The sequence below is a fragment of the Duganella sp. SG902 genome (genome assembly GCF_013376005.1).
In the GTDB taxonomy this organism is placed as follows: Bacteria; Pseudomonadota; Gammaproteobacteria; order Burkholderiales; family Burkholderiaceae_D; genus Rugamonas.
In genome coordinates this window covers 1-23,462 of record NZ_JABMJK010000005.1, presented here as the reverse complement: position 1 = coordinate 23,462, position 23,462 = coordinate 1, and the positions used below count along the sequence as shown (strand labels likewise).

At 64.6% G+C, this 23,462-nt stretch carries 24 protein-coding genes; 17 read left to right on the top strand and 7 right to left on the bottom strand.

What is annotated here, in order from left to right; genetic code table 11:
* Nucleotides 1-131 precede the first annotated feature (131 nt).
* Nucleotides 132-1,061 (bottom strand): LysR substrate-binding domain-containing protein, encoded by a 930-nt coding sequence (locus FHW83_RS12195; protein WP_176646635.1) that lies wholly within the window; start codon nt 1,059-1,061, stop codon nt 132-134.
* A 94-nt stretch (nt 1,062-1,155) separates the two neighbouring features.
* Here FHW83_RS12195 and FHW83_RS12190 point away from each other — a divergent pair, with 94 nt between their 5' ends.
* Nucleotides 1,156-2,379: an HD-GYP domain-containing protein gene (locus FHW83_RS12190; RefSeq protein ID WP_176646634.1), complete on the top strand. Its 1,224-nt coding sequence runs from the start codon at nt 1,156-1,158 to the stop codon at nt 2,377-2,379.
* Here the strand turns inward: FHW83_RS12190 and FHW83_RS12185 are convergent.
* A complete protein-coding gene (locus FHW83_RS12185) occupies nt 2,376-3,419 on the bottom strand; it encodes a GGDEF domain-containing protein (protein ID WP_176646633.1) in 1,044 nt (347 codons plus the stop codon). The two genes, FHW83_RS12190 and FHW83_RS12185, sit on opposite strands and share 4 nt — an antisense overlap.
* A gap of 258 nt (nt 3,420-3,677) precedes the next feature.
* Between FHW83_RS12185 and FHW83_RS12180 the strand changes: the two genes are divergently transcribed.
* The 11 genes from FHW83_RS12180 to FHW83_RS12130 all read left to right on the top strand — a co-directional run bounded on the left by FHW83_RS12180 (nt 3,678) and on the right by FHW83_RS12130 (nt 13,564).
* Entirely contained in the window at nt 3,678-3,857 is a 180-nt protein-coding gene (locus FHW83_RS12180; protein ID WP_176646632.1) for a Flp family type IVb pilin, read from the top strand.
* A gap of 55 nt (nt 3,858-3,912) precedes the next feature.
* A complete protein-coding gene (locus FHW83_RS12175; protein WP_176646631.1) occupies nt 3,913-4,443 on the top strand; it encodes a prepilin peptidase in 531 nt (176 codons plus the stop codon).
* An 84-nt stretch (nt 4,444-4,527) separates the two neighbouring features.
* A complete protein-coding gene (locus FHW83_RS12170) occupies nt 4,528-5,907 on the top strand; it encodes an ATP-binding protein (protein ID WP_229224151.1) in 1,380 nt (459 codons plus the stop codon).
* Nucleotides 5,904-6,740, top strand: coding sequence for a Flp pilus assembly protein CpaB (gene cpaB, locus FHW83_RS12165; protein ID WP_176646630.1), 837 nt, complete (start codon nt 5,904-5,906; stop codon nt 6,738-6,740). Before FHW83_RS12170 ends, cpaB begins: the two co-directional genes overlap by 4 nt.
* Nucleotides 6,741-6,828: 88 nt before the next feature.
* Entirely contained in the window at nt 6,829-8,208 is a 1,380-nt protein-coding gene (locus FHW83_RS12160; RefSeq protein WP_176647013.1) for a type II and III secretion system protein family protein, read from the top strand.
* A 13-nt stretch (nt 8,209-8,221) separates the two neighbouring features.
* Complete coding sequence (locus tag FHW83_RS12155; protein ID WP_176646629.1) at nt 8,222-8,485, top strand: hypothetical protein; 264 nt, start codon at nt 8,222-8,224, stop codon at nt 8,483-8,485.
* Complete coding sequence (locus FHW83_RS12150) at nt 8,482-9,654, top strand: AAA family ATPase (RefSeq protein WP_176646628.1); 1,173 nt, start codon at nt 8,482-8,484, stop codon at nt 9,652-9,654. The genes FHW83_RS12155 and FHW83_RS12150 overlap by 4 nt, the downstream gene beginning before the upstream one ends.
* A 1-nt stretch (nt 9,655) precedes the next feature.
* Nucleotides 9,656-10,999: a CpaF family protein gene (locus FHW83_RS12145; RefSeq protein ID WP_176646627.1), complete on the top strand. Its 1,344-nt coding sequence runs from the start codon at nt 9,656-9,658 to the stop codon at nt 10,997-10,999.
* 5 nt (nt 11,000-11,004) lie between these two features.
* Entirely contained in the window at nt 11,005-11,982 is a 978-nt protein-coding gene (locus FHW83_RS12140; protein WP_176646626.1) for a type II secretion system F family protein, read from the top strand.
* Between the two features lie 10 nt (nt 11,983-11,992).
* Nucleotides 11,993-12,922, top strand: coding sequence for a type II secretion system F family protein (locus tag FHW83_RS12135; protein WP_176646625.1), 930 nt, complete (start codon nt 11,993-11,995; stop codon nt 12,920-12,922).
* A gap of 9 nt (nt 12,923-12,931) precedes the next feature.
* Nucleotides 12,932-13,564, top strand: coding sequence for a LytR C-terminal domain-containing protein (locus FHW83_RS12130; protein ID WP_176646624.1), 633 nt, complete (start codon nt 12,932-12,934; stop codon nt 13,562-13,564).
* An 87-nt stretch (nt 13,565-13,651) separates the two neighbouring features.
* On the opposite strand, the gene FHW83_RS12125 is transcribed toward FHW83_RS12130, so the two are convergent.
* The 3 genes from FHW83_RS12125 to FHW83_RS12115 form a co-directional block, all read right to left on the bottom strand.
* Nucleotides 13,652-14,422, bottom strand: coding sequence for a head GIN domain-containing protein (locus tag FHW83_RS12125; protein WP_229224150.1), 771 nt, complete (start codon nt 14,420-14,422; stop codon nt 13,652-13,654).
* Nucleotides 14,423-14,445: 23 nt separating this feature from the next.
* On the bottom strand, nt 14,446-14,640 hold the full coding sequence (locus FHW83_RS12120; protein WP_176646623.1) for a hypothetical protein: 195 nt from the start codon (nt 14,638-14,640) through the stop codon (nt 14,446-14,448).
* A gap of 113 nt (nt 14,641-14,753) precedes the next feature.
* Entirely contained in the window at nt 14,754-15,656 is a 903-nt protein-coding gene (locus FHW83_RS12115) for a LysR family transcriptional regulator (RefSeq protein ID WP_176646622.1), read from the bottom strand.
* Between the two features lie 152 nt (nt 15,657-15,808).
* Between FHW83_RS12115 and FHW83_RS12110 the strand changes: the two genes are divergently transcribed.
* The 4 genes from FHW83_RS12110 to FHW83_RS12095 all read left to right on the top strand — a co-directional run bounded on the left by FHW83_RS12110 (nt 15,809) and on the right by FHW83_RS12095 (nt 19,530).
* Nucleotides 15,809-16,789, top strand: a complete 981-nt coding sequence (locus FHW83_RS12110) for an alpha/beta fold hydrolase (RefSeq protein ID WP_176646621.1) — start codon at nt 15,809-15,811, stop codon at nt 16,787-16,789.
* A 128-nt stretch (nt 16,790-16,917) separates the two neighbouring features.
* On the top strand, nt 16,918-17,910 hold the full coding sequence (locus tag FHW83_RS12105) for an alpha/beta fold hydrolase (protein ID WP_176646620.1): 993 nt from the start codon (nt 16,918-16,920) through the stop codon (nt 17,908-17,910).
* Nucleotides 17,911-18,026: 116 nt separating this feature from the next.
* Entirely contained in the window at nt 18,027-18,707 is a 681-nt protein-coding gene (locus FHW83_RS12100; RefSeq protein ID WP_373997201.1) for a substrate-binding periplasmic protein, read from the top strand.
* A gap of 34 nt (nt 18,708-18,741) precedes the next feature.
* Nucleotides 18,742-19,530 (top strand): hypothetical protein, encoded by a 789-nt coding sequence (locus FHW83_RS12095; protein ID WP_176646618.1) that lies wholly within the window; start codon nt 18,742-18,744, stop codon nt 19,528-19,530.
* 14 nt (nt 19,531-19,544) lie between these two features.
* Here the strand turns inward: FHW83_RS12095 and FHW83_RS12090 are convergent, their stop codons facing one another.
* Nucleotides 19,545-20,429, bottom strand: coding sequence for a dienelactone hydrolase family protein (locus FHW83_RS12090; protein ID WP_176646617.1), 885 nt, complete (start codon nt 20,427-20,429; stop codon nt 19,545-19,547).
* A 99-nt stretch (nt 20,430-20,528) separates the two neighbouring features.
* Nucleotides 20,529-21,662 (bottom strand): hypothetical protein, encoded by a 1,134-nt coding sequence (locus FHW83_RS12085; protein WP_176646616.1) that lies wholly within the window; start codon nt 21,660-21,662, stop codon nt 20,529-20,531.
* A gap of 186 nt (nt 21,663-21,848) precedes the next feature.
* Between FHW83_RS12085 and FHW83_RS12080 the strand changes: the two genes are divergently transcribed.
* The gene (locus FHW83_RS12080; RefSeq protein WP_176646615.1) at nt 21,849-23,021 is read left to right on the top strand and encodes a Fic family protein; all 1,173 of its coding nucleotides are present in this window, start codon (nt 21,849-21,851) and stop codon (nt 23,019-23,021) included.
* Nucleotides 23,022-23,462 lie beyond the last annotated feature (441 nt).

Here is a 23,462-nt window from a genome sequence, read left to right as displayed (position 1 = left end):
GAACTGGGGGATGCCGGGTGGGCAGGCCAGGCTCAAGCCATTTAGCCGCATGGTTGGCGGTTCTATGACCAGTATGGGCGCTACTTGACGTATACGGAAATACCGTTTGCCGATGGGGGTATAAGAAAAACTTATAACGGCTTGGCGCCGGGCCAGCTGCCCTCGGCGCACAGGCGGTCGCTGACCTGGCGCACCAGCCGGCTGATGGCCGCCGCCGCGTTGGTCGGCGGGATGTTGCGGGAGCTGCACAGAACCACCGTGCGCGAAATCGATGGGCTGTGGATGCGCAGGGCCCGCAGGGTGCCGCGCTGGAGCTCGTCCAGCACCGGCGCGGACGGCAGCAGGGTGGCGCCCATGTCGGCCAGCAGGGCGGATTTCAGTATCGCGATCGAGTTGATCTCGATCACGTTGCCGACGCTCAGACCGGCCTCGCGCGCCACGCTTTCGATGCGCGGGCGCACGCCATGCTGCAGCCCGGGCAGGATCAAGGTGGCCTGCAATGCCTGTTGCAGCGTGAGTGAATGCTCACCTTGCGCGTAGGCCGCGTCGGCGCGGCAAATGAAGTGCAATTCCTCCTCGGCCAGCGGCGTGGTGGCGAACTGGCTCAGTTGGCCATCGTCGAACAGCACGGCCAGGTTGACGCGGCCGGACTTGAGCTGGTCGCTCAGGTTGCCGGTCAGTTCCTCGGTCAGTTGCAGGGTGATTTCCGGATACTGGCTGCGCGTGGCGGTCAGCAGCGGCAGGGCCAGCGCGCCGGAGATGCTGTGCGGCAGGCCCAGCGTGACGCTGCCGCTGGGCCGCTCGGCCGACTGCGCCACTGCCGAACGGGCGTCGGCCACCTGCTTGAGGATGGCCTGGGCGTGTTCGTAGAATACCTTGCCGGCGTCGGTGCTGAGCACGCCCTGGGCGGTGCGGTGCAGCAGCTGCACGCCCAGCTCCTCCTCCAGCTGGCGCAACTGCTGGGTCAGCGCGGGCTGGGCCACGTGCAGGATCAGCGCGGCGCGCGACAGCGAGCCGTGATCCACAATTGCAACAAAATAGCGCAGCTGACGTAATTCCATAGTTCTAAGTGTAAATTTAATCCCGGCAGGAAACAGTTTGTTATACTTATGCTAGCGCATTTGCCGCCTGGCCTCTATTTTGACGGGTATCCGTATGTTAAAGAAAGTCGACGCTTCCCAGCTGAAGGTGGGCATGTACATACATGACCTGAGCTGCGACTGGATGACCCATCCGTTCGTGCGCAATCGCTTCCTTATCTCCAGCTACGACGAAATCCGCAAGATCCTCAACGCTGGCATCCACGACGTGGTGATCGACAGCGCCAAGGGCCTGGACGTGCAGGATGCGCCGACGCTGGCCGAAGCGCAAGCGGCCACCGAACGCGAGATCGTGGAAATCGCCGCCAAGGCGCCGGTGCAGACCCGCGTGCCGCTGGGCGAGGAGATGCAGCGCGCGGTGCAGATCCGCCATCAGGCCTCGACGCTGGTGCGCACGGTGATGCAGGACGCCCGCCTCGGCAAGGCCATCGAGCTGGACCAGGTGCAGCCGGTGGTGCAGAACATCACCGAGTCCATCCTGCGTAATCCGGGCGCGCTGGTGGGGCTGCTGCGCATCAAGAACAAGGATGACTACACCTTTTTGCATTCGGTCAGCGTGTGCACGCTGCTGGTGGCCTTCTGCCGCTCGCGCAGCATGGCGGCCGACGTCACCCACCAGGCCGGCCTGGGCGGGCTGCTGCACGACACCGGCAAGGCGCTGGTGCCCGATCACATCCTCAACAAGCCCGGTCCGCTGACCGACGAGGAATTCGCCATCATCCGGAAGCATCCCGAAGACGGCTACAAGATTCTGAAGCAATCGCCGGAGATCGGCCCGATTCCGCTCGACATCACGCTGCACCACCACGAGCGGCGCGACGGCAGCGGCTATCCTGGCAAGCAGGCCGAGGACGGCATCAGCGAGCTGGCGCAGATGGCGGCCATCGTTGACGTGTACGACGCCATCACCGCCGACCGCTGCTATCACAAGGGCATGTCGGCGGCGGCGGCGCTGCGCAAGATACACGAGTGGAGCAAGTTCCACTTCAACCCGCAGTACACGCAGGAATTCATGCGCTGTGTCGGGATCTATCCGGTGGGCACCATGGTGCTGCTGGAGTCGGGTCGCCTGGGCGTGGTGATCGAGCCGCACGAGACCAATCTGCTGGCGCCCAAGGTCAACGTGTTCTTCCATACCAAGAAGAATGTCTACATCAAGCCGGAAACGGTGGACCTGTCGCGCGGGGTGGGTTTTGGCGGCGGCGACAAGATCGTCAGCCACGAATCGCCGGCCAAGTGGAATGTCGATCCGATGCGCTTCCTGACGGTCGCGGCCTAGAAGAATTCAGCGGTATCGTTGGATTCGATGGTCTGCAGCAGGCCGCCGCTGACCAGTTCGTCGTAGTGGCAGACCAGGTTGCGGCCATGGCTCTTGGCGTAGTAGAGCGCCTGGTCGGCATGGCCGAGGATGATCACCGGCGCCTCCAGCGCGCTGATGCTGACAAAGCCCACACTCACCGTCACCTTGCCCACCTGCGGGAAATCGTGCGCGGCCACGTTCTGGCGGAAGCGCTCGATGATCTTCTTGGCGTTGTCCAGCGTGGCCGAACGCAAGAGCACCACGAATTCCTCGCCGCCGAAGCGGAACACGCGGTCTTGCGCGCGGAACGAGGAGGTCAGCAGGTTGGCGATCAGGATCAGCACCTCGTCGCCGTAGAGATGGCCGAAGCGGTCGTTGACGTGCTTGAAGTGGTCGACATCCACCACGGCCAGCCATTGCTTTTCCTCGTCGCTGTGGTGGCGGCGTTCCGCCTCGCCCGGCAGGGTGATGGCGTCCTGGTCGGTGCAGGCGGCCAGCATCTTGGACAGCTGGTCGTCGAAGGTCTTGCGGTTGAGCAGGCCGGTCAGCGAATCGCGCTCGCTGTAGTCCAGCAAGTTCTGGAAGTTGCGGTAGACGCTGACGATGGCGCCGATGATGTGGATGGTTTCGCTGGTGTACGGCGTCGGGTTGACGATTTCGAGGCAGGTGTCGGCCTTGTCGCCCAGCCAGATCGGCAGCCACAGGGTGTGCTCGTCCGCCTCGTTGGCGACGTCGGCGCTCGACTCGTGGCGCGCCAGGCATTGCGCCAGCGCCGGGTAGATCTCGACCGGCTCGCCGGGATGGTGCTGGTAGGAGGTGTCCACCATGCGCGCGGCTTCGCCGGCAACGATGATGGCGCGCGGACGCACGAAGATCTTTCCTCGGATGGTGGCCAGGGTCAACACACGGACCTGATCGGCGCGGGCAAGCTCCTGCACCGCTGAAATCACCGAGATGTCGAGCATCGTGTGATCGCGGTGACCGGTCATGTCCACCATGTGTTTCAGTAGGGAGTCCATTTGCCTTTCCAAAGAACAGCTAAGCAGGATAATAGCTTTTTGCAATCAGGGCAATTCTTGTGTGCGAAAAAAAACTTCCATTGCCTAAGAATGCGACCTTTTTCCTACAGTCCGCTTGATCTGCCGCCAAAAAGATTCCGTAAGGAAAACTTGCGTAGTGTCAACTCTTTAAAAAACCTGGTCCGTATAGTGTAACCAATGGCGCGGCAAGCATGGCGCGCCAGAGAATTTCTTGTGGACTAACCAAAGGAGAACGACATGAACTCGATTATTGCAATCGCAAAAGAGTTTGCGCGTGACGAGGAAGGGATCACGGCCATTGAATACGGCCTGATCGCGGCGACCATGGTGGCCGCCGTGGGCGCCGCCTTCGGCCTGCTGGGGCCGGCGCTGGAGACGGCCTTCACGACCATCGCGTCCAACATCACGTCGCCATAAGCGGGAGAGCTTCCCGGCCGCGGCTGGCCGGGAAGTTCTTTTGGGAGAGACCTTCATGCTGAACGCGATCGAAGTGATTCTGATCTGCCTGGTCGCGCAAGCGGCGCTGACAGATCTGGCGATGCGCAAGATTCCCAACGTGCTGATCCTGAGCGGCCTGATGTTGGCGCTGATCCTGCACCTGCTGAGCGGGCAGCCGGGAGCCTCGGTGTCGTTCTGGCTGGCCGGCGGATGCGCCGGCTTTTTTTTATTCCTGCCGCTGTACCTGGCGCGCGGCATGGCCGCCGGCGACGTCAAGCTGATGGCCATGGTGGGCGCGTTCGCCGGCCCGTGGCAGGCGCTGCAGATCGCCGCGCTGTCGGCGCTGGTGGGCGGGGCGATGGCGCTGCTGATGTTGTTGTTCAGCGGACGCTGGCGCGAGAGCGCGCGCAACCTGCGCCTGATCTGCAAACCGATGGTGCTGCGCCTGCTGGGCGTACCGCTGCTGCCGGTGCCGCTGCCGCCGAGCGCCAGCGTGGGCGGCATCCCGTACGGCGTGGCGATCGCGCTGGGCACGGTGGGCGTGGTCGCCTGGCGGCATCAATGAACGGTGCTTGCTGCACGTCAATGTCCACAAAGCATGGCTGGCTAAACTTGATTCCACGTTGAAACTAGTTTCCCCGCGGAGATAATGATGCTAGCCCTGGAACCCCCTTCCCCCTACAGCAAACTGCTCGACGCCGAGCCCGAAGCCGCGCTGCCGCCGCAACCGAAATCGGTGCGCGACACCGGCCTGCCGCAACAACTGCTGGTGGAGTTGGTCGCCAAGGCGCTCTGCCTCGGCGGCAAGAGCCACCTGCCGGTGCTGACCACCAAGCTGCACCTGTCGATCAATGTGCTGCGCGAGGTGCTCGATTTCATGGTGGCCGAACACGTGGCGGAAGTGGCGTGGCGCGGCGAGTCCGACATCGACGTGCAGTATCAGCTGACCGGCGCCGGCAGGCAGCGCGCCGGCGCGTGGCTGGAACGCTGCCCGTACGCCGGCCCGGCGCCGGTGACGCTGGAAGCGTATCGCGCCATGGTGGAGCGCCACGCCCTGCACGTGCCGCAGGCCTGCGCGGAGGATCTGGCGGCCGAATTCACCGACGATTTCCTGGCGCCGCCGGTGCAGCGCATGCTGGGCGCGGCGATGTACGCCGGCCGCAGCATGCTGTTGTACGGTCCTTCCGGCAGCGGCAAGTCGATGCTGGCGCGCCGCCTCGGCGCGCTGCTGCAAGGGCTGGTGGCGGTGCCGCACGCGCTGGTGGTGGGGCAGGACATCGTGCAGGTGTACGACCCGGCCGTGCACCGCGCGCCCCAGCCGCGCCACGCGCGTCTCGCGCAACAGGCGCCGGAGCGCCGCAGCGGCGACCCGCGCTGGGTGTTGTGCCAACGGCCCGTGGTGGCGCTGGACGCCTCGCTCGACGCGGACATGCTGGACCTGCGGCCCGACGCCACCAGCGGCTGCTACCGCGCGCCGCCGCAGCTGAAGGCCAACAACGGCCTGCTGATCGTCGACGATCTCGGGCGCCATCGCATGCCGGCCGCCGAACTGCTGAACCGTTTCGCCCAGGCCCAGGAACTGGAGCGCAGCGCGCTGTCGCTGGCGGGCGGCTATCACTTCCATGTGCCGTGCCGCATGCGGCTGGTGTTTGTCACCAGCCTGCCGCCGGCGTCGCTGCTGGACGACGCGGCCTTGCGCCGCGTGGGCTACAAGATACCGGTGGCCGCGCTCAGCGCCGCCAACTACCGCACGCTGTTGCGCCAGCAGTGCCTGAGCATGGGCGTGGCGTACGACGAGACCGCGCTGCGCTACCTGCTGGACGAGCTGCACGCCGGCAGCGGCCTGCCGCTGCTGGCGTGCTACCCGCGCGAGATCGCCGGCCGGGTGGCGGATTTCGCCGGCTTCATGGGCGAGCCGGCGCGCTTGTCGATCGCGACGCTGGACCAGGCCTGGATCAGCATGTTCGCCGGTGGCCAGCCATTGGCAGGCGCCACCGCCGCCGACGACGTGGAGCCGCGGATAGCATGAAGAACCGGCGCGCACTGTTGATGATGGCGCTGGCCGTCGCATTCGGGCTGGCGGCGGTGGCGCTGGCGTCGCGCTGGCTGCTGCGGCAGGCGCCGGGAGCCTCGAACAAGATCGTGGTGGCGGCGCTGGACGTCAACCTCGGCCAGCGCCTGACGCCGGAGATGCTCAAGCAGATCGACTGGCCGGCCGAGACCCTGCCGCGCGGCGCGCTGCGCGACGGCGGCAAGCTGGTGGGCCGCGTGCTGAGGACCAGCGTGCTGCGCGACGAGCCGCTGAGCGAGGCCAAGCTGGCGCCGGCCGGCACGCTCGGCGGCCTGTCGGCGCTGATCGCGGAAGGCAAGCGCGCGATCACGGTGCGCGTGAACGATGTGGTGGGCGTGGCCGGCTTCGCGCTGCCGGGCAATTTTGTCGACATCATCGTCAACACCCAGTCCAATGAGCGGGCGATTTCGAAGATTGTGCTGGAACGTATCCTGGTGCTGGCGGTGGCGCAGGAGGTGGGGCGCGACGAGACCAAGCCGCGCGTGGTGAACGCGGTCACGCTGGAGGTGACGCCGGCGCAGGCGGAGAATCTGGACCTGGCGCGCAGCGTGGGCACGCTGTCGCTGGTGTTGCGCAATCAGGTCGATCCGCGTCCCGGCACCACGGAAGGCGCCACCAAGGGCACGCTGCTTGGCGCGCATGAAGCGCCGCCCGCGGCGACGCCGGTGGCGGAGCCGCCGCCGGCCGCTCCGCCCGCGCGCCCGCGCATGCAGGTCGCCAATGCCGCGCCGCGTGCGCGCTCCTGTGTCGGCGTAATCGCGGGCGTGCAGCGCACGCAAGAATGCCTGTGAGCGCGCCATGGCCATCCCCCTTTCATTCGCGCCGCCGCGCTCCCAGTTGTCACGCCACGCGCGGCGGCTGGCGACGGCGTGGGCGCTGATGTTCATGGCGGCGCTGGCGAGCGCCGCGCCGGCCGCTCCGCCGCAGGCGCCGGGTGAGGGCTTGCGCTGCACCGGCCAGGCCGCGCAGCCCGGTGGCCTGCAGCTGCAACTCGGGAAATCCACCCTGATGCGCATGCCGGAGGCGGTGCAGGCGCGCAGCGTCGGCAATCCCGCCGTGCTGCAGGCCATGCTGGTGGCGCCCGACACCCTGTATGTGGTCGGCGTCGACATCGGCAGCAGCAACATGATCGTGCAAGGCCGCAGCGGCTTGTGCAACGTGGTGGAGGTGGTGGTGGGCATCGATCCCGCCGCCTTGCGGCAGGCCTTGGCCGCCCTCATGCCCGAACAGAAAGACATCCAGGTCAGCGCGGCCGGCGATACGCTGGTCCTCAGCGGCACCGTCGACGACGCGCCCACGGCCGCGCGCGTGCTGGAACTGGCCACCGCCTTCGTGCGCCGGCCCGCGCAGCCGCTGGACGCCAGCGGCAAGGCCGCCGCCGCCGTCGCGCCGCAGGGTGGGTTGGGCGGGCAAGCGGCGCAGGCAACGCAGGCCAGCGCCCGCGTGGTCAACTTCCTCAACATCGGCGCGCCGCAGCAGGTGATGCTGGAGGTGAAAATCGCCGAAGTCTCCAAATCCCTGCTCGACAAACTGGAGGCCGGCGTGACCTTCGATTTCGGCGGCGGCAGCTGGGCCAGCACGTTGTCGTCCAACTTCGTCAGCGGCACGCTGAAAGGACTGCTCAGCGTCGGCAACCGCGCCCGCGTCGCCGCCGACAAGCACGATGGCCTGGTGCGCATGCTGGCCGAACCGACCGTGATGGCGATCAGCGGGCAGGAGGGCAGCTTCCTCGCCGGCGGCCGCATCTTTGTGCCGGTGGCGCAGGACAACAACAAGGTCACGCTGGAGGAAAAGGAATTCGGCGTCGGCCTGCGCTTCACGCCGACCGTGCTGGCGGGCGGCCGCATCAACCTGCGCGTGGCGCCGGAGGTGTCCGAGATATCGCGCGAAGGCATCGGCATCTCGGCGTCCGGTTATTCCGGGTCTTCCGTGCTGCCGCTGATCACCACGCGCCGCGCCTCCACCACGGTGGAGCTGTACGATGGCCAGAGTTTCGCCATCGGCGGCCTGATCAAGAACAGCCACAGCGCCAACATCAACGGCCTGCCCATCCTTGGCGAGCTGCCGGTGCTGGGCGCGCTGTTTCGCAGTACCGACTTTCAGCAGGACCGCACCGAGCTGCTGTTTGTCGTGACACCCCACCTGGTGCGACCGTTACCGGCCAATTACAAGCTCCCGACCGACAGCGTCACCGCGCCAAGCCGCGCCAGGCTATTCCTCGGCGGCCGCATGGAAGGCGAGCCGGAACCGGGCAAATAACCTAGGAACCTCTATGCGATATCTCTTGCCCCTGCTGGCGGCAGGCACGCTGTCCGCCTGCGCCGACCTCCTGGTCCAGACCACACCGCGGTGGGACGCCCGCTTTGGCATCGATACGCGCATGGCGCTGGCGCGGCAGATCCTGCACCCGGAGGCGGCGCGCAACACCGACCCGGTGGCCGGGATGGACGGCCGCGGCGGCCGCGCCGCCTACGAGCGCTATCAGAAGAACGGCGGCGAGCAGCCCTCGCCCTTGCTGAACAGCGGTGCCAAATGAAGGCGCTCATGATCAGCAAGGACAGCCTGCTGCACGCGGAGGTCGCGGCGCAGGGCTCGGCGCGCATGCCGGCGCTGCAGCTGGTGGCGTCCCGCAACGGCCTGCGCGACGCGGTGGAGCGCCAACTGCCTGAAACACCGGAGCTGGTGGTGCTGGACGCCAGCGACATCGCCGTCGAGGAGGGCGAGTTGGTGGACCGCCTGGGCAAGCAATATCCCTCGGCCTCGTTCATGCTGCTGACGCGCGATCCGCAGCAGGACCTGCTGATCCGCGCCATGCGCGCCGGCATGCGCGAGGTGCTGCCGCTGCCGCTGGTGCACCGCGCCTTCCACGAGGCCATGGACCGCATCGAGGTGGCGGCCGGCCTGACGCCTGTCCGCGAGGGCAAGGTGCTGGCCTTCATCTCCTGCAAGGGCGGCAGCGGCGCGACCTTCTTGTCCACCAACTTCGGCTACGCGCTGGCCGCGCTGGCGGACCGCAAGGTGCTGCTGATCGACCTGCACGCCCAGTTCGGCGACGCCACGCTGTACGTGTCCGACCAGAAGCCAGCGATGACGCTGTCCGACATTTGCGCGCAGATCAGCCGCATGGACGGCGCCTTCCTCGATTCCTGCCTGGTGCACGTGGCGTCCAATTTCGGCGTGCTGGCGGCGGCCGACGATCCCAATCGCACGGTGGACATGAAGCCCGAGCACATGGACACCATCCTGCGCGTGGCGCGCCAGCATTATGACTTCGTGGTGCTGGACGTGGGCCGCCAGATCGACGCCATCTCGCTGCGCGCGCTGGACCAGGCGGACACCATCTACCCGGTGCTGCAACTGGCGCTGCCCGATATCCGCGACGGCCGCCGCCTGCTGGACATCTTCCGCTCGCTCGGCTATCCGAACGAGCGCACGCGCCTGATCGTCAACCGCTACGAGAAGGGCGGCCGGCTGCGCTTGATGGACCTGGAGCAGGCGCTGGGCGCGGACGTGGTGCACACGGTGCCCAACGATTACCTGTCCGCCACCGATTCCGTCAACCAGGGCATACCGGTGCTGCAGCTGTCGCGCAGCAGCGCGGTGGCGCGCAGCCTGGCGGAGCTGGTGGAGCTGGTGGCGGCGCGCCGCGTCTCGGAAAGCAAGGGACTATTCGACCGCATCTTCGGCCGCAACGATGGAGGATGAAATGAGCTTACGTGAACGCCTGTCCAGTGCGGACGATGCCCGCGGCAACAACGGCTTGCCCGGCCTTGCCGCGGCGGCCTATCAGGAACTGAAGAAGTCCATGCACCAGACCATCCTGGACCGCATCGACCTCGAACGCCTGAAGCGCCTCACGCCCGAGCAGTTCAAGCACGAGCTGGCGCTGCTGGTCCAGCGCATCATCGAGGAAGAACGCATCGTGCTCAATCAGCACGAACGGCATAACCTGGTGCTGGATATCCAGCACGAGATGCTGGGTTTCGGCCCGCTGGAGCCGCTGCTGGCCGACCCCGGCGTGTCGGACATCCTGGTCAACACCGCCGCCAAGGTCTACGTCGAACGCGCCGGCAAGCTGGAATTGACCGAGACCACCTTCAATGACAACGCCCACCTGATGAAGATCATCGAGAAGATCGTCTCGCGCGTGGGCCGGCGCGTGGATGAATCCAGCCCCATGGTGGATGCGCGCCTGCCGGACGGCTCGCGCGTGAACGCGATTATTCCGCCGCTGGCGATCGACGGTCCCATCCTGTCGATACGGCGCTTCGCGGTGAACCCGCTCAGCATCGAGAACCTGCTGGACTACCGCAGCCTGACGCCGCCCATGGTGGAGGTGTTGAAGGCGCTGGGGCAGGCCAAGATCAACATCCTGATCTCCGGCGGCACCGGCTCGGGCAAGACCACCATGCTCAATGTGCTGTCGGGCTTCATTCCCGCGCACGAGCGCATCGTCACGATCGAGGATGCGGCCGAGCTGGCGCTGCGCCAGCCGCACGTGGTGCGGCTGGAGACGCGGCCGCCCAATATCGAGGGCAAGGGCGAAGTCAATCAGCGCTCGCTGGTGCGCAACGCCTTGCGGATGCGGCCCGACCGCATCATCCTCGGCGAGGTGCGCGGCCCGGAGGCGCTGGACATGCTGCAGGCGATGAACACCGGTCACGAGGGCTCGCTGGCCACCATCCACTCCAACACGCCGCGCGACGCGTTGGCGCGGCTGGAAAACATGGTCGGCATGGCCGGGGTGAACCTGACGCCGCGCGCCACGCGCCAGCAGATCTGTTCCGCCGTCACGGTGGTGATGCAGGTCTCGCGGCTGACGGACGGCACGCGCAAGCTGGTCAGCCTGCAGGAAGTCACCGGCATGGAGGGCGAGGTGATCGCCATGCACGAGATTTTCCGTTTCGAGCAGAAGGGTGTGGATGCGCTGGGCAAGGTACAGGGGCGCTTTTACGCCACCGGCGTGCGGCCGCGCTTCGCCGACCGCTTGCGGATGTTTGGCGTGGCCGTGCCGGACGCGGTGTTCGATCCGGACAAGATCTACGAGTAAGCGCCATGGACGCGATCTTTTCCGCTTTTGCCGTGCTGCTGTTCGCGGCGGTGATCCTGATGATCGAGGGCGCGTGGCTGTGGTGGTCCGGCGCGCATGGCGGCGCCGCGCGCCGCATCTCCAAGCGCCTGCGCCTGATGGCGGCCAGCGGCGATGGCGGCAGCGAACGGGTCGACATCCTCAAGCGCCGCACCTACAGCAGCTATCCGGCGCTGGAAAAACTGCTGCGCCGCGTGGTCCAGCTCAATCTGCTGGACCGGTTGCTGCTGCAGGCCGGCGTGCGCTGGTCGGTCGCGCAATTCATCGCTTGTTCGCTGGGGGCGGGGGTGCTTGGCCTGCTGGCGCCGCGGATGCTGCACATGCCGGCGGCGCCGGCGATAGGTGTGCTGGCGCTGGCGCTGGCGGCGCCGTGGCTGGTGTTGATGCGCACGCGTTCCGCGCGGCTGCGCAAACTGGAGGAGCAGCTGCCGGAGGCGGCCGACTTTCTCGGCCGCGCGCTGCGTGCCGGCCATTCCTTCGCCAACGTGATGCAGATGGTGGGCGAGGAAATGCCCGATCCCATCGCCGGTGAATTCAAGTTCGCCTACGAGGAGATCAACTATGGCGTGCCGATGAACGAAGCCTTGCACAACCTGGCGCTGCGCGTGCCACTGACGGACTTGCGCTATCTGGTCATCGCGGTGCTGATACAGCGCGAATCGGGCGGCAACCTGGCCGAGGTGTTCAGCAATATCAGCCGTTTGATCCGCGCGCGCCTGAAATTGCTGGCGCAGGTGAGGGTGATGTCGGCCGAGGGCCGCATGTCGGCATGGGTGCTGGGCTTGCTGCCGCTGGGCGTGATCGCGCTGATGATGGTGACCAATCCCACCTATGTGCGCGTGCTGTGGACCGATCCGATCGGCGTGCGGCTGATGTGGTACGCCGTGGCGATGGCGATGGGCGGTGTGCTGTGGATGCGCAAGCTGATACGCATCCGTATCTGATGGAGGAGCCATGAACGGTTCGCAGATCATATTCCTGGCCGTGGTGTTCCTGGTGGCCGCCGGCATGGCGGTGGCGGCCTTGTTGGTATTCGCGCCGGTCGCCTTGCGCGAGCGCCTGAACGAGGTGGTGGAGCCCACCGAGACCGCGCCCGATCCGGCCGGCGCCGGCTGGGTGGAAAAGGTGGCGCAGGCGGCGCAGCCATTTTCGCGCTTGTCGCTGCCGGAAGAGGGCTGGGAAAGGTCGCCGTTGCGCACCCGCTTCATGAATGCCGGCTGGCGCAGCGCCTCGGCGCCGTCGCTGTACTTCGCCGCCAAGACACTGTTGGCGCTTGGCCTGCCCGCCCTTGTGGCGCTGGGCGGCGCGTTTACGCTGAATGGTCCGCAGAAGGGTTTCATGTATTTGCTGTTGCTGGTGGCGGCCATCGGCTACTACCTGCCGAACGCGGTGCTGGCGCACAAAGCCGCCGCGCGCTGCCGCGAGATCTTTGAAAATTTTCCCGACGCGCTGGACCTGCTGACGGTATGCGTGGAGGCAGGCCTGAGCCTGGAGCGCGCGCTGGCCAAGGTGGCCGGCGAGATCCATATCAAGAGCATGGCGCTGGCGCAGGAGCTGCAACTGGCGCTGATGGAGATGCGCGCCGGCTTCACCAAGGAGCGCGCCTTGCGCAACCTGGCCTTGCGCAGCGGCGTGGAGGATGTCGATACGCTGGTGGCGATGCTGATTCAATCGGAGCGTTTCGGCACCAGCATGGGCGATTCGCTGCGCGTGCATTCCGAAAATCTGCGCGGCAAGCGCAGCGTGCTGGCCGAGGAGGCGGCGGCCAAGATCGCGCTCAAGCTGTTGTTCCCGCTGATCTTCTGCATTTTTCCCACCTTGATGCTGGTGCTGATCGGCCCCGCCGGCATACAGGTGTACCGCATGATGCAGGCCACTCATTAGGAGGCCAGGATGAAAAAGCCTGTCGTTGCGGGCTGCATGCTGCTGGCGGCATGCGCCAGTGTGCAATTCGAGGAGCCGGCGGCGGACCTCATCACGCCGTTGGAGCAGGCCTGCCTGCGCGATCCGCTCGATCCGGAAAAGTGGGAAAGGCTGGCGGCGGCATTGGCCGTCGAGGGAGAACGTGAGCGAGCGGCGCTCATGTATCTGCAGGCGGCGTCGCTACGCACACACGATGTGCAGCAGGACTACGTCACGCTCAAGCAGGCGGTGGCCGAGACGATGCCGCGCACGCAGGTGCGGCGCGTCAACGCGGCGCTGGTGGAGGTGCTGCGCATTCCGGCCGCTGACGAGCCGGCGGCCGCCAACCTGGTGCGGCTGGAGATCAGCAATGGCAACGGCGTCACCGGCGCGGCCGCGCGGCTGGCGCGCAAGCTCGATGTGGATGGCGTGAAGACGGTGCGCCTGTCCAATCTGCGGCCGTTCGTGGTGCCACAAAGCCGGATCGAATATCAACGCGAACAGCAGCGGATGGCGCAAGTGCTGGGCCGCCGCCTCGGACTGCCGCTGCGGGCCGCGAGCGGCACGACCGCCTACGCCGACCTGCGCATCGTGCTGGGCCACGACGCGCGCTACCTGAAATAAAAAAACCGTCCGAGAGGGATCACCTCTTGGACGGTAAAAACACACCCATGTGTTTACAGTGCCCGGCCACGCAGGCCGGAGCGTTCCTTACTGCCAGGCGATGCTGCCCATGCCGCGCGCGCTGGCGTTACGAGTGGCCGGGTTGCCGTACACCTTGGCCGAACCCATGCCCGTGAGTTTGAGATTGGCGCTGGTCTTGGCGTAGACCGCGGCGCTGCCCAAGCCGCTCATGTTGACGTCGATGACATCCGCGCGCAGCTGCTGCGCATCCAGGCTGCCGACGCCGCCAAGGCTGGCGTGTAACTGTTTGGTCTGGCCTATCATCTCGATGCGGCCAGCACCATTCAGATGCAGGTCGACGTTGTCGCTGTTGCCGCCGTTGACGGTCATGCCGCCCACGCCGCCGAGGCGCACGTCGAGGTTGCGATACTGCGCGTCGACCTTGACGGAGCCGGCGCCGTCCAAAGCCAGGCGCAGATTGTCGCCGTTAAATCCGCTCACTTCCGTCGCTCCCACGCCGCCCGAGGTCAGCTGGCGCAGGTTCGGCAGCGTCAGCTCGGCGCGCAGTTCGCGCTTGTTGCCGAAGTGGATGGTGTTCACTTTCTCGGTGCCGATGTGCAGCGTTTCGCCGCTTTGCTCGACCACCACTTTCTTGATGGCGTCCGGTTCGCCGTAGATGGTCAGCGAGGCGGTCGCGCCTTGCTTCACCTTCAGGCTGATCACGCCGTCCAGCTCGATCTTCACGGCGCGCGCATCGACGGTGCGGTTCTCGCTGATCACATCGGCGGCCAGCGCGGCGTGTGCGCCACTGCCCAGTACCGCTGCCAGCATCGCAGTCTTCATCAATTTTTTCATCATGCGCTCCGTGTGGTTCGAGTGGATTACAGGGCTGCTTTTTCAGCGGCGGTCAGGCGTTTTGCGGAGACCGTCACGGTCGGCATCACGCTGGCGTCGGCCTTCACAGCGGCGATCACTGGTGCGGCCGGTTCGTTCACCGCGGCGGTGGCGAAGGTGGTGGCGCTGGCGACCACGATGGCGGCGACGAAGATGGCTTCCATGTTTTTTGCGATGTTCATTTTGAGCTCCTTGTGGGTGAATAGTTCGTTGCGTTGAGTGAACTATAGACAAGGGCTATCCGTCACTCCACCGGGATGTGACGAACTGCAAAAAACGGGGGATAGACTGCGGTTTAGGGGTTTAAAACCGCGCCACACAGCTGCTGCTCGCTGCTGGCGTAGACCTGCGACAGCCAGCTCGAGACGGTTTTAAAGCGGGCGATTGAGCCGGCGTCGCGATGGCTGAGCAGCCAGATGTCGCGCTGCACTTCCACGTTCTCGCCAATGCGTTGCAAGCCGTCCTGCTGGCCCATGATGCAGGGCAGGAGCGCCATGCCGACGCCGGCGCGGCAGGCGCGCACCATGGTGCTCAGGCTGTTCACCTTGAGCACCTTGCGCGGCTGCGGCTCCATCGCGGCCAGCCATTGCATCTCGCCGGTGCCGGCCAGCGTGTCGTCGTAGGCGATCCATGGTTGCGTGCCCCAGCAGCCGCGCGGCGTGCCGGCGAACCTGGCGTGGCCATAGACGGCGAAGCCGAGGTCGCCCAGCTTGCGCATCACCAGCGCCGCATCCTCACTCGGCTTGCCAAGGCGCAGGGCGAAGTCGGCCTCGCGGCGGGTGAAGGAGAGATTCTGGTTTTCCGCCTGCAGCGTCAACTGCAGATGCGGGTGCTGGGCGTGCAGGGCCGGCACATGGTCCAGCAGCCAATAATCGAACAGGAAATCGATCGAGGTGATGTTGACAGGGCCGGCTGTGGCGTCGGCCTCTTGCGCCGACGCTTGGAGCATGCTTTGCACATTGCCGTAGACCGCCTCGCCATGCTCGACGAAGACCTGGCCGGCGTCGGTCAGCTGGTAGCCGGTGTTGTCGCGGATGAACAGGCGCAGCTTGAGCGCCTTCTCGGCGGCGGCGATGCGGCGGCTGATGGTGGAGGCGTCGACGCCCAACTGGCGGCCGGTGGCGCTCATGCTGCCGCTGCGGGCGAGCGCGAGGATCAGCGGGATATCGTTCCAGTCAAAGTCGTTGCTTGTTGCCATGGTGGGGTCTGCGTTTTTGCAAAGTGGCCTTGCAGAGTTGTCTGTTCCGCAAATGTTTTGCGAGGTCTAAGATTCACTCCATCGCAGCTGCAGAACGAAACGACTGTAGCACAGCACTGAATATCCATACATAGACTAAAAGGAAGAAAATCATGAACGCCAACGATGTGAACCTGTCCCGCCGCAACGCCCTGTTCAACTCCGCCGGCGCAGCTGCCGCCGCCGTGGCCCTGCCACTGGCCGCGCTGGGCACCGCCGAAGCGCAAGCCGCCACCGCCAAGGGCGGCCCGGTCGGCAAAACCGCCAGCACCATCACCACCCGCGACGGCGTCGAGATCTATTACAAGGACTGGGGCCCACGCAACGGCCAACCGGTGATCCTGAGCCACGGCTGGCCGCTGAGCTCGGACAGCTGGGAATCGGCGGCGTTCTTCCTGGCCAATAACGGCTTCCGCGTGATCACCCACGACCGTCGCGGCCATGGCCGCTCGAGCCAGCCCTGGGACGGCAACGACATGGACCACTACGCCGACGACCTGGCGCAGCTGATCGAGGCGCTGGACCTGAAAAACATCATCCTGGCCGGCTTCTCGACCGGTGGCGGCGAGGTGGCGCGTTATGTGGGCCGCCACGGCACCAAGCGCATCGCCAAGCTGGGCCTGATCTCGGCCGTGCCGCCGCTGATGCTGAAAACCGCAGACAATCCGGACGGCCTGCCGCTGGAAGTGTTCGACGGCATCCGCGCCGGCCAGATCAAGGATCGCGGCCAGCTGTACCTGGACATCGCCTCGGGCCCGTTCTACAACTACAACCGTCCGGGCGCCAAGCCATCGCAAGGCATCATCCAGGCGTGGTATTCGCAGGGCATGCAGGGCGGCTTTAAAAACACCTACGACTCGATCAAGGCGTTCTCGGAAACCGACTTCCGTGACGACCTGAAAAAGTTCGACAAGCCGACCCTGATCATCCACGGCGACGACGACCAGATCGTGCCGATCAAGGCCTCGGGCATCGCCTCGGCCAAGATCGTCAAGGGCGCCAAGCTGATTGTCTACCCGGGCGCGCCGCATGGCCTGACCGACACCCACAAGGACAAGTTCAACAACGACTTCCTGGCATTCGCCAAGTCGTAATCACACTGGGCCGCCTCGGCGGCCCATAAAAAATTTTCAAATTATGCTTGCTATTAAATAGTGCGCGATATATATTGAGCACATGTCGCGCACTACTCAATCACTAACTAACTAAATCGGAGTCCATCATGAGCAAAGCTACCCAAGACCAAGCCGTCAGCCTGTCCCGCCGTTCCGCCCTGTTCAACTCCGCCGGCGCCGCTGCCGCCGCCGTGGCCCTGCCGCTGGCCGCGCTGAGCACCGCCGAAGCGCAAGCCGCCACCGCCAAGGGCGGCCCGGTCGGCAAAACCGCCAGCACCATCACCACCCGCGACGGCGTCGAGATCTATTACAAGGACTGGGGCCCACGCAACGGCCAACCGGTGATCCTCAGCCACGGCTGGCCGCTGAGCTCGGACAGCTGGGAATCGGCGGCGTTCTTCCTGGCCAATAACGGCTTCCGCGTGATCACCCACGACCGTCGTGGCCATGGCCGCTCGAGCCAGCCTTGGGACGGCAACGACATGGACCACTACGCCGATGACCTGGCGCAGCTGATCGAGGCGCTGGACCTGAAAAATATCATCTTGGCCGGCTTCTCGACCGGTGGCGGCGAGGTGGCGCGTTATGTCGGCCGCCACGGCACCAAGCGCATCGCCAAGCTGGGCCTGATCTCGGCCGTGCCGCCGCTGATGCTGAAAACCGCCGATAATCCGGACGGCCTGCCGCTGGAAGTGTTCGACGGCATCCGCGCCGGCCAGATCAAGGATCGCGGCCAGCTGTACCTGGACATCGCCTCGGGCCCGTTCTACAACTACAACCGTCCGGGCGCCAAGCCATCGCAAGGCATCATCCAGGCGTGGTACTCGCAGGGCATGCAGGGCGGCTTTAAAAACACCTACGACTCGATCAAGGCGTTCTCGGAAACCGACTTCCGCGACGACCTGAAAAAGTTCGACAAGCCGACCCTGATCATCCACGGCGACGACGACCAGATCGTGCCGATCAAGGCCTCGGGCATCGCCTCGGCCAAGATCGTCAAGGGCGCCAAGCTGATTGTCTACCCAGGCGCGCCGCACGGCCTGACCGACACCCACAAGGACAAGTTCAACAACGACTTCCTGGCCTTCGCCAAATCGTAACCGGTTGACCGGGTTCCCCTGACAGCGCAGAATGGTTCACCGTTCCGCGCTGTTTCATCATGAGAAAATCCCTGGTCGTTCTGGCAATGCTGTGTGTAGGTCTGCTCTGCGGAGCGGTGCGAGCGGAAGTCATCCCGGTCTACACCAGCGCCCAGGTGGCGCCACTGGTGCTGCCGGATGGCACCGGCGTCTATCCGGACATGGTGGCCTACCTGAACCGCCATAAACTGGGCGACTTCAGTTTCAAGCTGGTCTACCTGCCGCGCAAGCGTCTGCAAATGAAAGTGGAAAGCGGCGCGTTGGAAGGCATCGTCATCGGCATGATGCCGCACTGGTTCGACGACGCCGGCCAGAAAAAATACCTGTGGACCGCACCTTTCGCGCTGGACCGCTACGTGGTGGCGCTGCCGGCCGACAGCGCTTACACGCCGGGCGCGAAGGGCGCGCTGTCGGGCCGCACCCTCGGCATGGTGCTGGGCTATAGCTACCCGGATCTGGCCGACTGGCTGCGCCAGCAGCGCCCGATCCGCGCCGACGCCCTGAGCGATGAGCATAATCTGGAGAAGCTGCGCTTTGGCCGGGTGGACAGCGTGGCCCTGGCCGAATCGGTTTATCGCTACCACAAGAAAAAGCACCCGTCCGACAATTTCCGCGTCTACGTGCTGCCCTCGCGGCAGACCGAGCGCCGCTTCCTGGTGCCGCACGAGCTGCAAGCCGTCTATGACAAACTGGCGCCCGTGCTGCGCAAGGCCAGGGACGACCCCGAATGGCAGCGCCTGATGTTGCGTTATGAGTAAGCCGCGTTATACTCGACTTATTCATAGGAAATAAATGAAACCCTGGGTCAGCCTGTTATTGTTCCTGAGCGTGGGAGCGCATGCCGCCGATGCCTGCAAGCCGGTGCGGGTGGGGTACTCCGATCGCGAACGTCTGCCGTACTACGTCGGCAACGGGCCGGCGGTGCCTGAGCGGCCGGGCGCGCTGGTCGAGTTGTTCCGCGAGGCCGTCGGCAAGGGCGGCTGCCCGGTCGTGTTCGTGCGTCTGCCGGCGGCGCGGGTGCGCATGGCGCTGGCCAGCGGCAAGATCGACATCGCGCCGGCCTACACCCCGGGCGACCGACGCGCCGACTACGTGGTGGCCACCGTCGCCGGTGGCGAGGTCGACACGCGGCGCGCGCTGCGCAGCATGGCGATCGTCTTCGTGCGCAGCGAGGACAAGCTGGCGCCGGGCACCGATCCGGAGCGCTACTTCAAGTCCCATATGCTGGCCGCCAACCAGGGAACCGTGCTCGCGTCCCAGCTCAAGACGGCGGGTCTGCAGGTGGACGACGGCAGCGTCAGCTCGGAAAGCAACTTCGACAAACTGCTTCTGAAGCGCGTGGATGGCTTTACCGTGGCCGTGATGACGCCGTCCGCGCTGGACCCGTACCTGAACGAGCACCATGGCAAGCAGCTGACGCGGCTGGACAAGCCGCTCAGCGCGTCGTACGTGTGGCTGGGCGCCAACCGCGATTACTACCAGCGCAACCGCCAGCAGGTCGAAGCCATCTGGAACTGGCTGGGCACGCACGGCGCCCAGGAACTGGATGCGCTGACCCGCAAATACGCGGCGGCGCCGTAGTTTTCGCCTCGGGCTCAGGCCAGGCGCGCGCGGAAGAAATCGATGGTGCGCTGCCACGCCAGCTTGGCGGCGGCGGCATCGTAGCGCGGCGTGGTGTCGTTGTTGAAGCCGTGCTCGACGCCGGCGTACACGTGGTACTGGTAATTCACTCCCGCATCCTTCAACGCCTTCTCGTAAGCTGGCCAGCCGGCGCGGATGCGTTCGTCCTTTTCGGCGTCGTGGATCAGCAGGTGGGCCTTGATGCGGGGCACGTCTTCGGCTTTCGGCTGCGAACCGTAGTAGGGCACGGCGGCCAGCAAGTCCGGCAGTTGCGTGGCGAGGTAGTTGGCGATGCCGCCGCCGTAGCAGAAGCCCACCACGCCCAGCTTGCCGTTGCCATCCGGCTGTTGCCGCAGCCAGCGCGCGGCCGCGACGAAATCGGTGCGGGTCCTGGCCTGGTCCAGCTTGCCGAACAGCGCGCGCGCGTTGTCCTCGTCGCCGGGATAGCCGCCCAGCGTATGCAGCGCGTCCGGCGCGAAGGCGATGAAGCCGTCGAGCGCGAGCCGGCGCGCGATGTCTTCGATGTGCGGGTTGAGGCCGCGATTCTCGTGCACCACCAGCACCACCGGCAGCTTGCCCTTGGCGTCCTTGGGCGAGACCAGATAGCCGCGCACCGTGCCGTTGCCTTCCGGCGAAGGAATCTCGACGAAGCGGGCGTTGAGGCGCTTGTCGTCCGGCGCGACCAGCGGCGCGGCGAAGCTCGGGCTCAGCGCGCTGAGCAGGCCGGCCGCCGTCACGCCGCCCACCGCGTAGCGCGTGGCCGACGACAGGAAGTCGCGCCTGGAGATGCGGCCGTGCACGTACTGGTCGAACAGCTTGAGGACTTCCGGATCAAAATCGGCGGCGGTCTTGCGGGTCATGTGCGGGCTCCGTAGGAGTGTGATGAAGAGCCCAGTGTAGCCCAGCCACCGTATGGTTCGATTGGAATACTTCTACATATTCATGCAGCCGATTTTCATTCAACGTCCGTAGCTCACCCTGACTTCAATTCGCCCCTCCCGACTGCCGGTGCCATCGGAAAAAACAACAAGTTCGGGGTTGTCGATTTGTTCTTTCAGCGTTGCTGCAACCGCTGTAACGCGTCGTTTGGCGAAAGCCTGGCTCTCGGTGTCGCCTGCAACGCTATGACCGTGCACAGCGAGTTTCACCGGCTTGCGGTGCTGGACGATGGCATCGGCAAGGTCTTTCAGGCGGAGTTTCGCCTCAGGGCCGAGTTCATCTTTTCCAGTGTTGAACAATTGATTGTCAGGAAGGTCAAAACAGGGATCGATGTAGGGTTTGGTTTTGATGATGTGGAGCGACTTGGTCTCCAGGTTAAAGACGGCTTCCGGGATATTGTTTCTTTCCGCAGCGAACACGCTGCGCTTTTCCGTCTCGTAACCACGCAGACGGATGAGGGTTTGATCGCCGATGCCGGTCCACAGCACGTCCGCATCGTGTACCAGGATCTTGCCTGGCTGTGCGCGCCGGCAGTCGATCAGGGGACGGCGTATGAGGTCGGAAATGCGCTCGATATTGCCTAATTCGCTGTCCGGCATCTCGATAGCGACGTTCTCGGCACGGATGCCCAGTCCCCGGAACACAACGCTAAAGAAAGGCATCGGGCCGAGATAAGTGAAGATGATCAACAGCGGAATTAGCGCTATGGCGGCAATTCTTGTTTTCGCGTTGGCGGAGAATTCTGAGGGCGTATCCGCAGTAAGCAACATCAGCACCATAATTCCGACGAATAAACCTGTCCAGGCGAACTCTGCAAAACGTACGGAGTTGCCGAGGTAAGCCTGAATGGCGAATAGCGTGAAAGCCAGCACCGATGCAATACCCAGGGTCCAGCCTTGGGCAAACTTGGGGACCAATGATTTTTTGTCCAAAGCGGCTCGGGTGATGGTCAACCTGAACCTGCGCCACGACAAAGGCATGCTGCTCGGGATCGGGTCAAACAGCTGCGCGACCAGCTTTTTGTCCCGGTAGCGCGGACTCCGGAAAAGAAAGGTGATGAGGTGGGCCAGCCATAGTGCTGAAAAAGCGCCATACCCAATAAACACGGCATAGATGAAGGCGAACGCCAAGGCAATGAAAACAAAAAAGATCACCTCGCCAGGCGTGAGTCCGGACGGGAAGAAGTGAATCAGGAATAGGTAGGTTTGCGTGTGCCGTAGCCGCAACAGGGCGGCAGATAAAGCGGCAGAAAATTCCTGAAAAATTTGCTTTCAGTTGAAAAAAGATACGTATAATCAGATAGTTGTAGATTTTCGAAACTGGCGAATAAAGCGGCAGAAATGTACGATTTACCCCATCAACTCGAACCGCTCTTGCTTAGCGAGCGCCAACTGGAAACGGTGATCCCGCTTAGCGAGCGCGTTGTCACGGCTTCGGTAAAGCTGTCGGCGGCGGCCCACGAAACCACGAGGGCGACTCTGCGCGAATTGGTGCGCCAGATGAATTCCTTCTACAGCAACCGCATAGAAGGGCAGAGCACCCATCCGCGCAATATCGAGCGAGCGCTGCGTAACGATTTTTCCAACAAGCCAGGCCAGGCCCGCCTGCAACGCATCGCGCTGGCGCATATTGACGCGGAAAAGGAACTGGAGGCGCTGGCGCGCAATGGTGCTGCGCTCCACTCGGCCTTTCTGCTGGATGCGCACCGGGCGTTGTATGAGCGCTTGGCGCCAGACGATCGCGTGTTGGACGATGGGGAAGTGATTGCGCCGGGCCAGATCCGCATTCGTGATGTGCAGGTGGGGCGCCATGTCCCACCAACCTTCGCATCCTTGCCCGCTTTTCTCCAGCGGCTGGACCAGGTGTACGGCGCCGCGTGGGGTTGGGAGCGGGTGTTAATTCACACTGCCTGTGTCCATCATCGTGTGGCCTGGGTCCATCCTTTCCTGGACGGGAATGGCCGGGCCACGCGGCTGCAGAGCCATTGCGCGCTGTGGAGGCTGTCGGAAGGTTTGTGGTCACCAAGCCGGGGATTGGCACGCTCCACCGAGGCGTATTACGCCGCCTTGCATAACGCTGATTCGCCGAGACGGGGAGATCTGGACGGCCGGGGCAACCTCAGCGCTCAGGGCTTGCTGGATTGGGTCCAGTATTTCCTGGGCGTGTGCGAGGACCAGGTGACGTATATGTCGAAGATGCTGGCCCTGGACGGGGTCAAGCAGCGGATCGAGGCGCTGGTCATCTTCCGTTCCACGCAGGACAAGGGCGTGAGGCGAGAGGCCATTCTGCCGCTGATTCACGTTTTCGGCCTTGGCCCGGTAACGCGGGGGGAGTTTGCTCAGATGACCGGGCTGGGCGAGCGCAACGCCAGGTCACTATTGTCAAAGCTGCTGGCGACCGGACTGCTGGTCAGCGACACGCCATATGGCCCTGTTCGTTTCGGTCTTCCGCTTGATGCGCTGGGGATGTTGTTCCCGAATCTCTATCCAGAGGCAAATCTTCCTTTGGACTGATCGCGAGCGCCTCAATCCCGTAAGCGCTCGTCACCGTCTCTGGAAAATCTTTGAGGTTATAGGTAATGATGGCGTCGGCATGGCCGGCGATCGCTGCCGCCAATACGTGACGATTGTCCGGATCGGGGAGTACGGGTCCATCGAGCGTGAAACACCCCCTCAGCGGCAAGGCTGATGAGCAAATCACGTAACGGCGCTGGATAGAGAACACAAGCATCCAAGACCGCCGTATAACGAAAATACCCGGCCATTAATATCCAAGACCCAGTTCCTGGGCTTGGTCCATGAGTTGTTGAATCGCTTCCTGCGATGCGGCGCGCCGCTCGTCCTTGTACTTGACCACATCTGTAATGACCCAGCGATTCCTGCTCAACTCAAGCCGCTAATGCAAATGCCTTAGCGGGTGTTTTCATGCCCAGCGCCTGATGCGGGCGCCGGTTG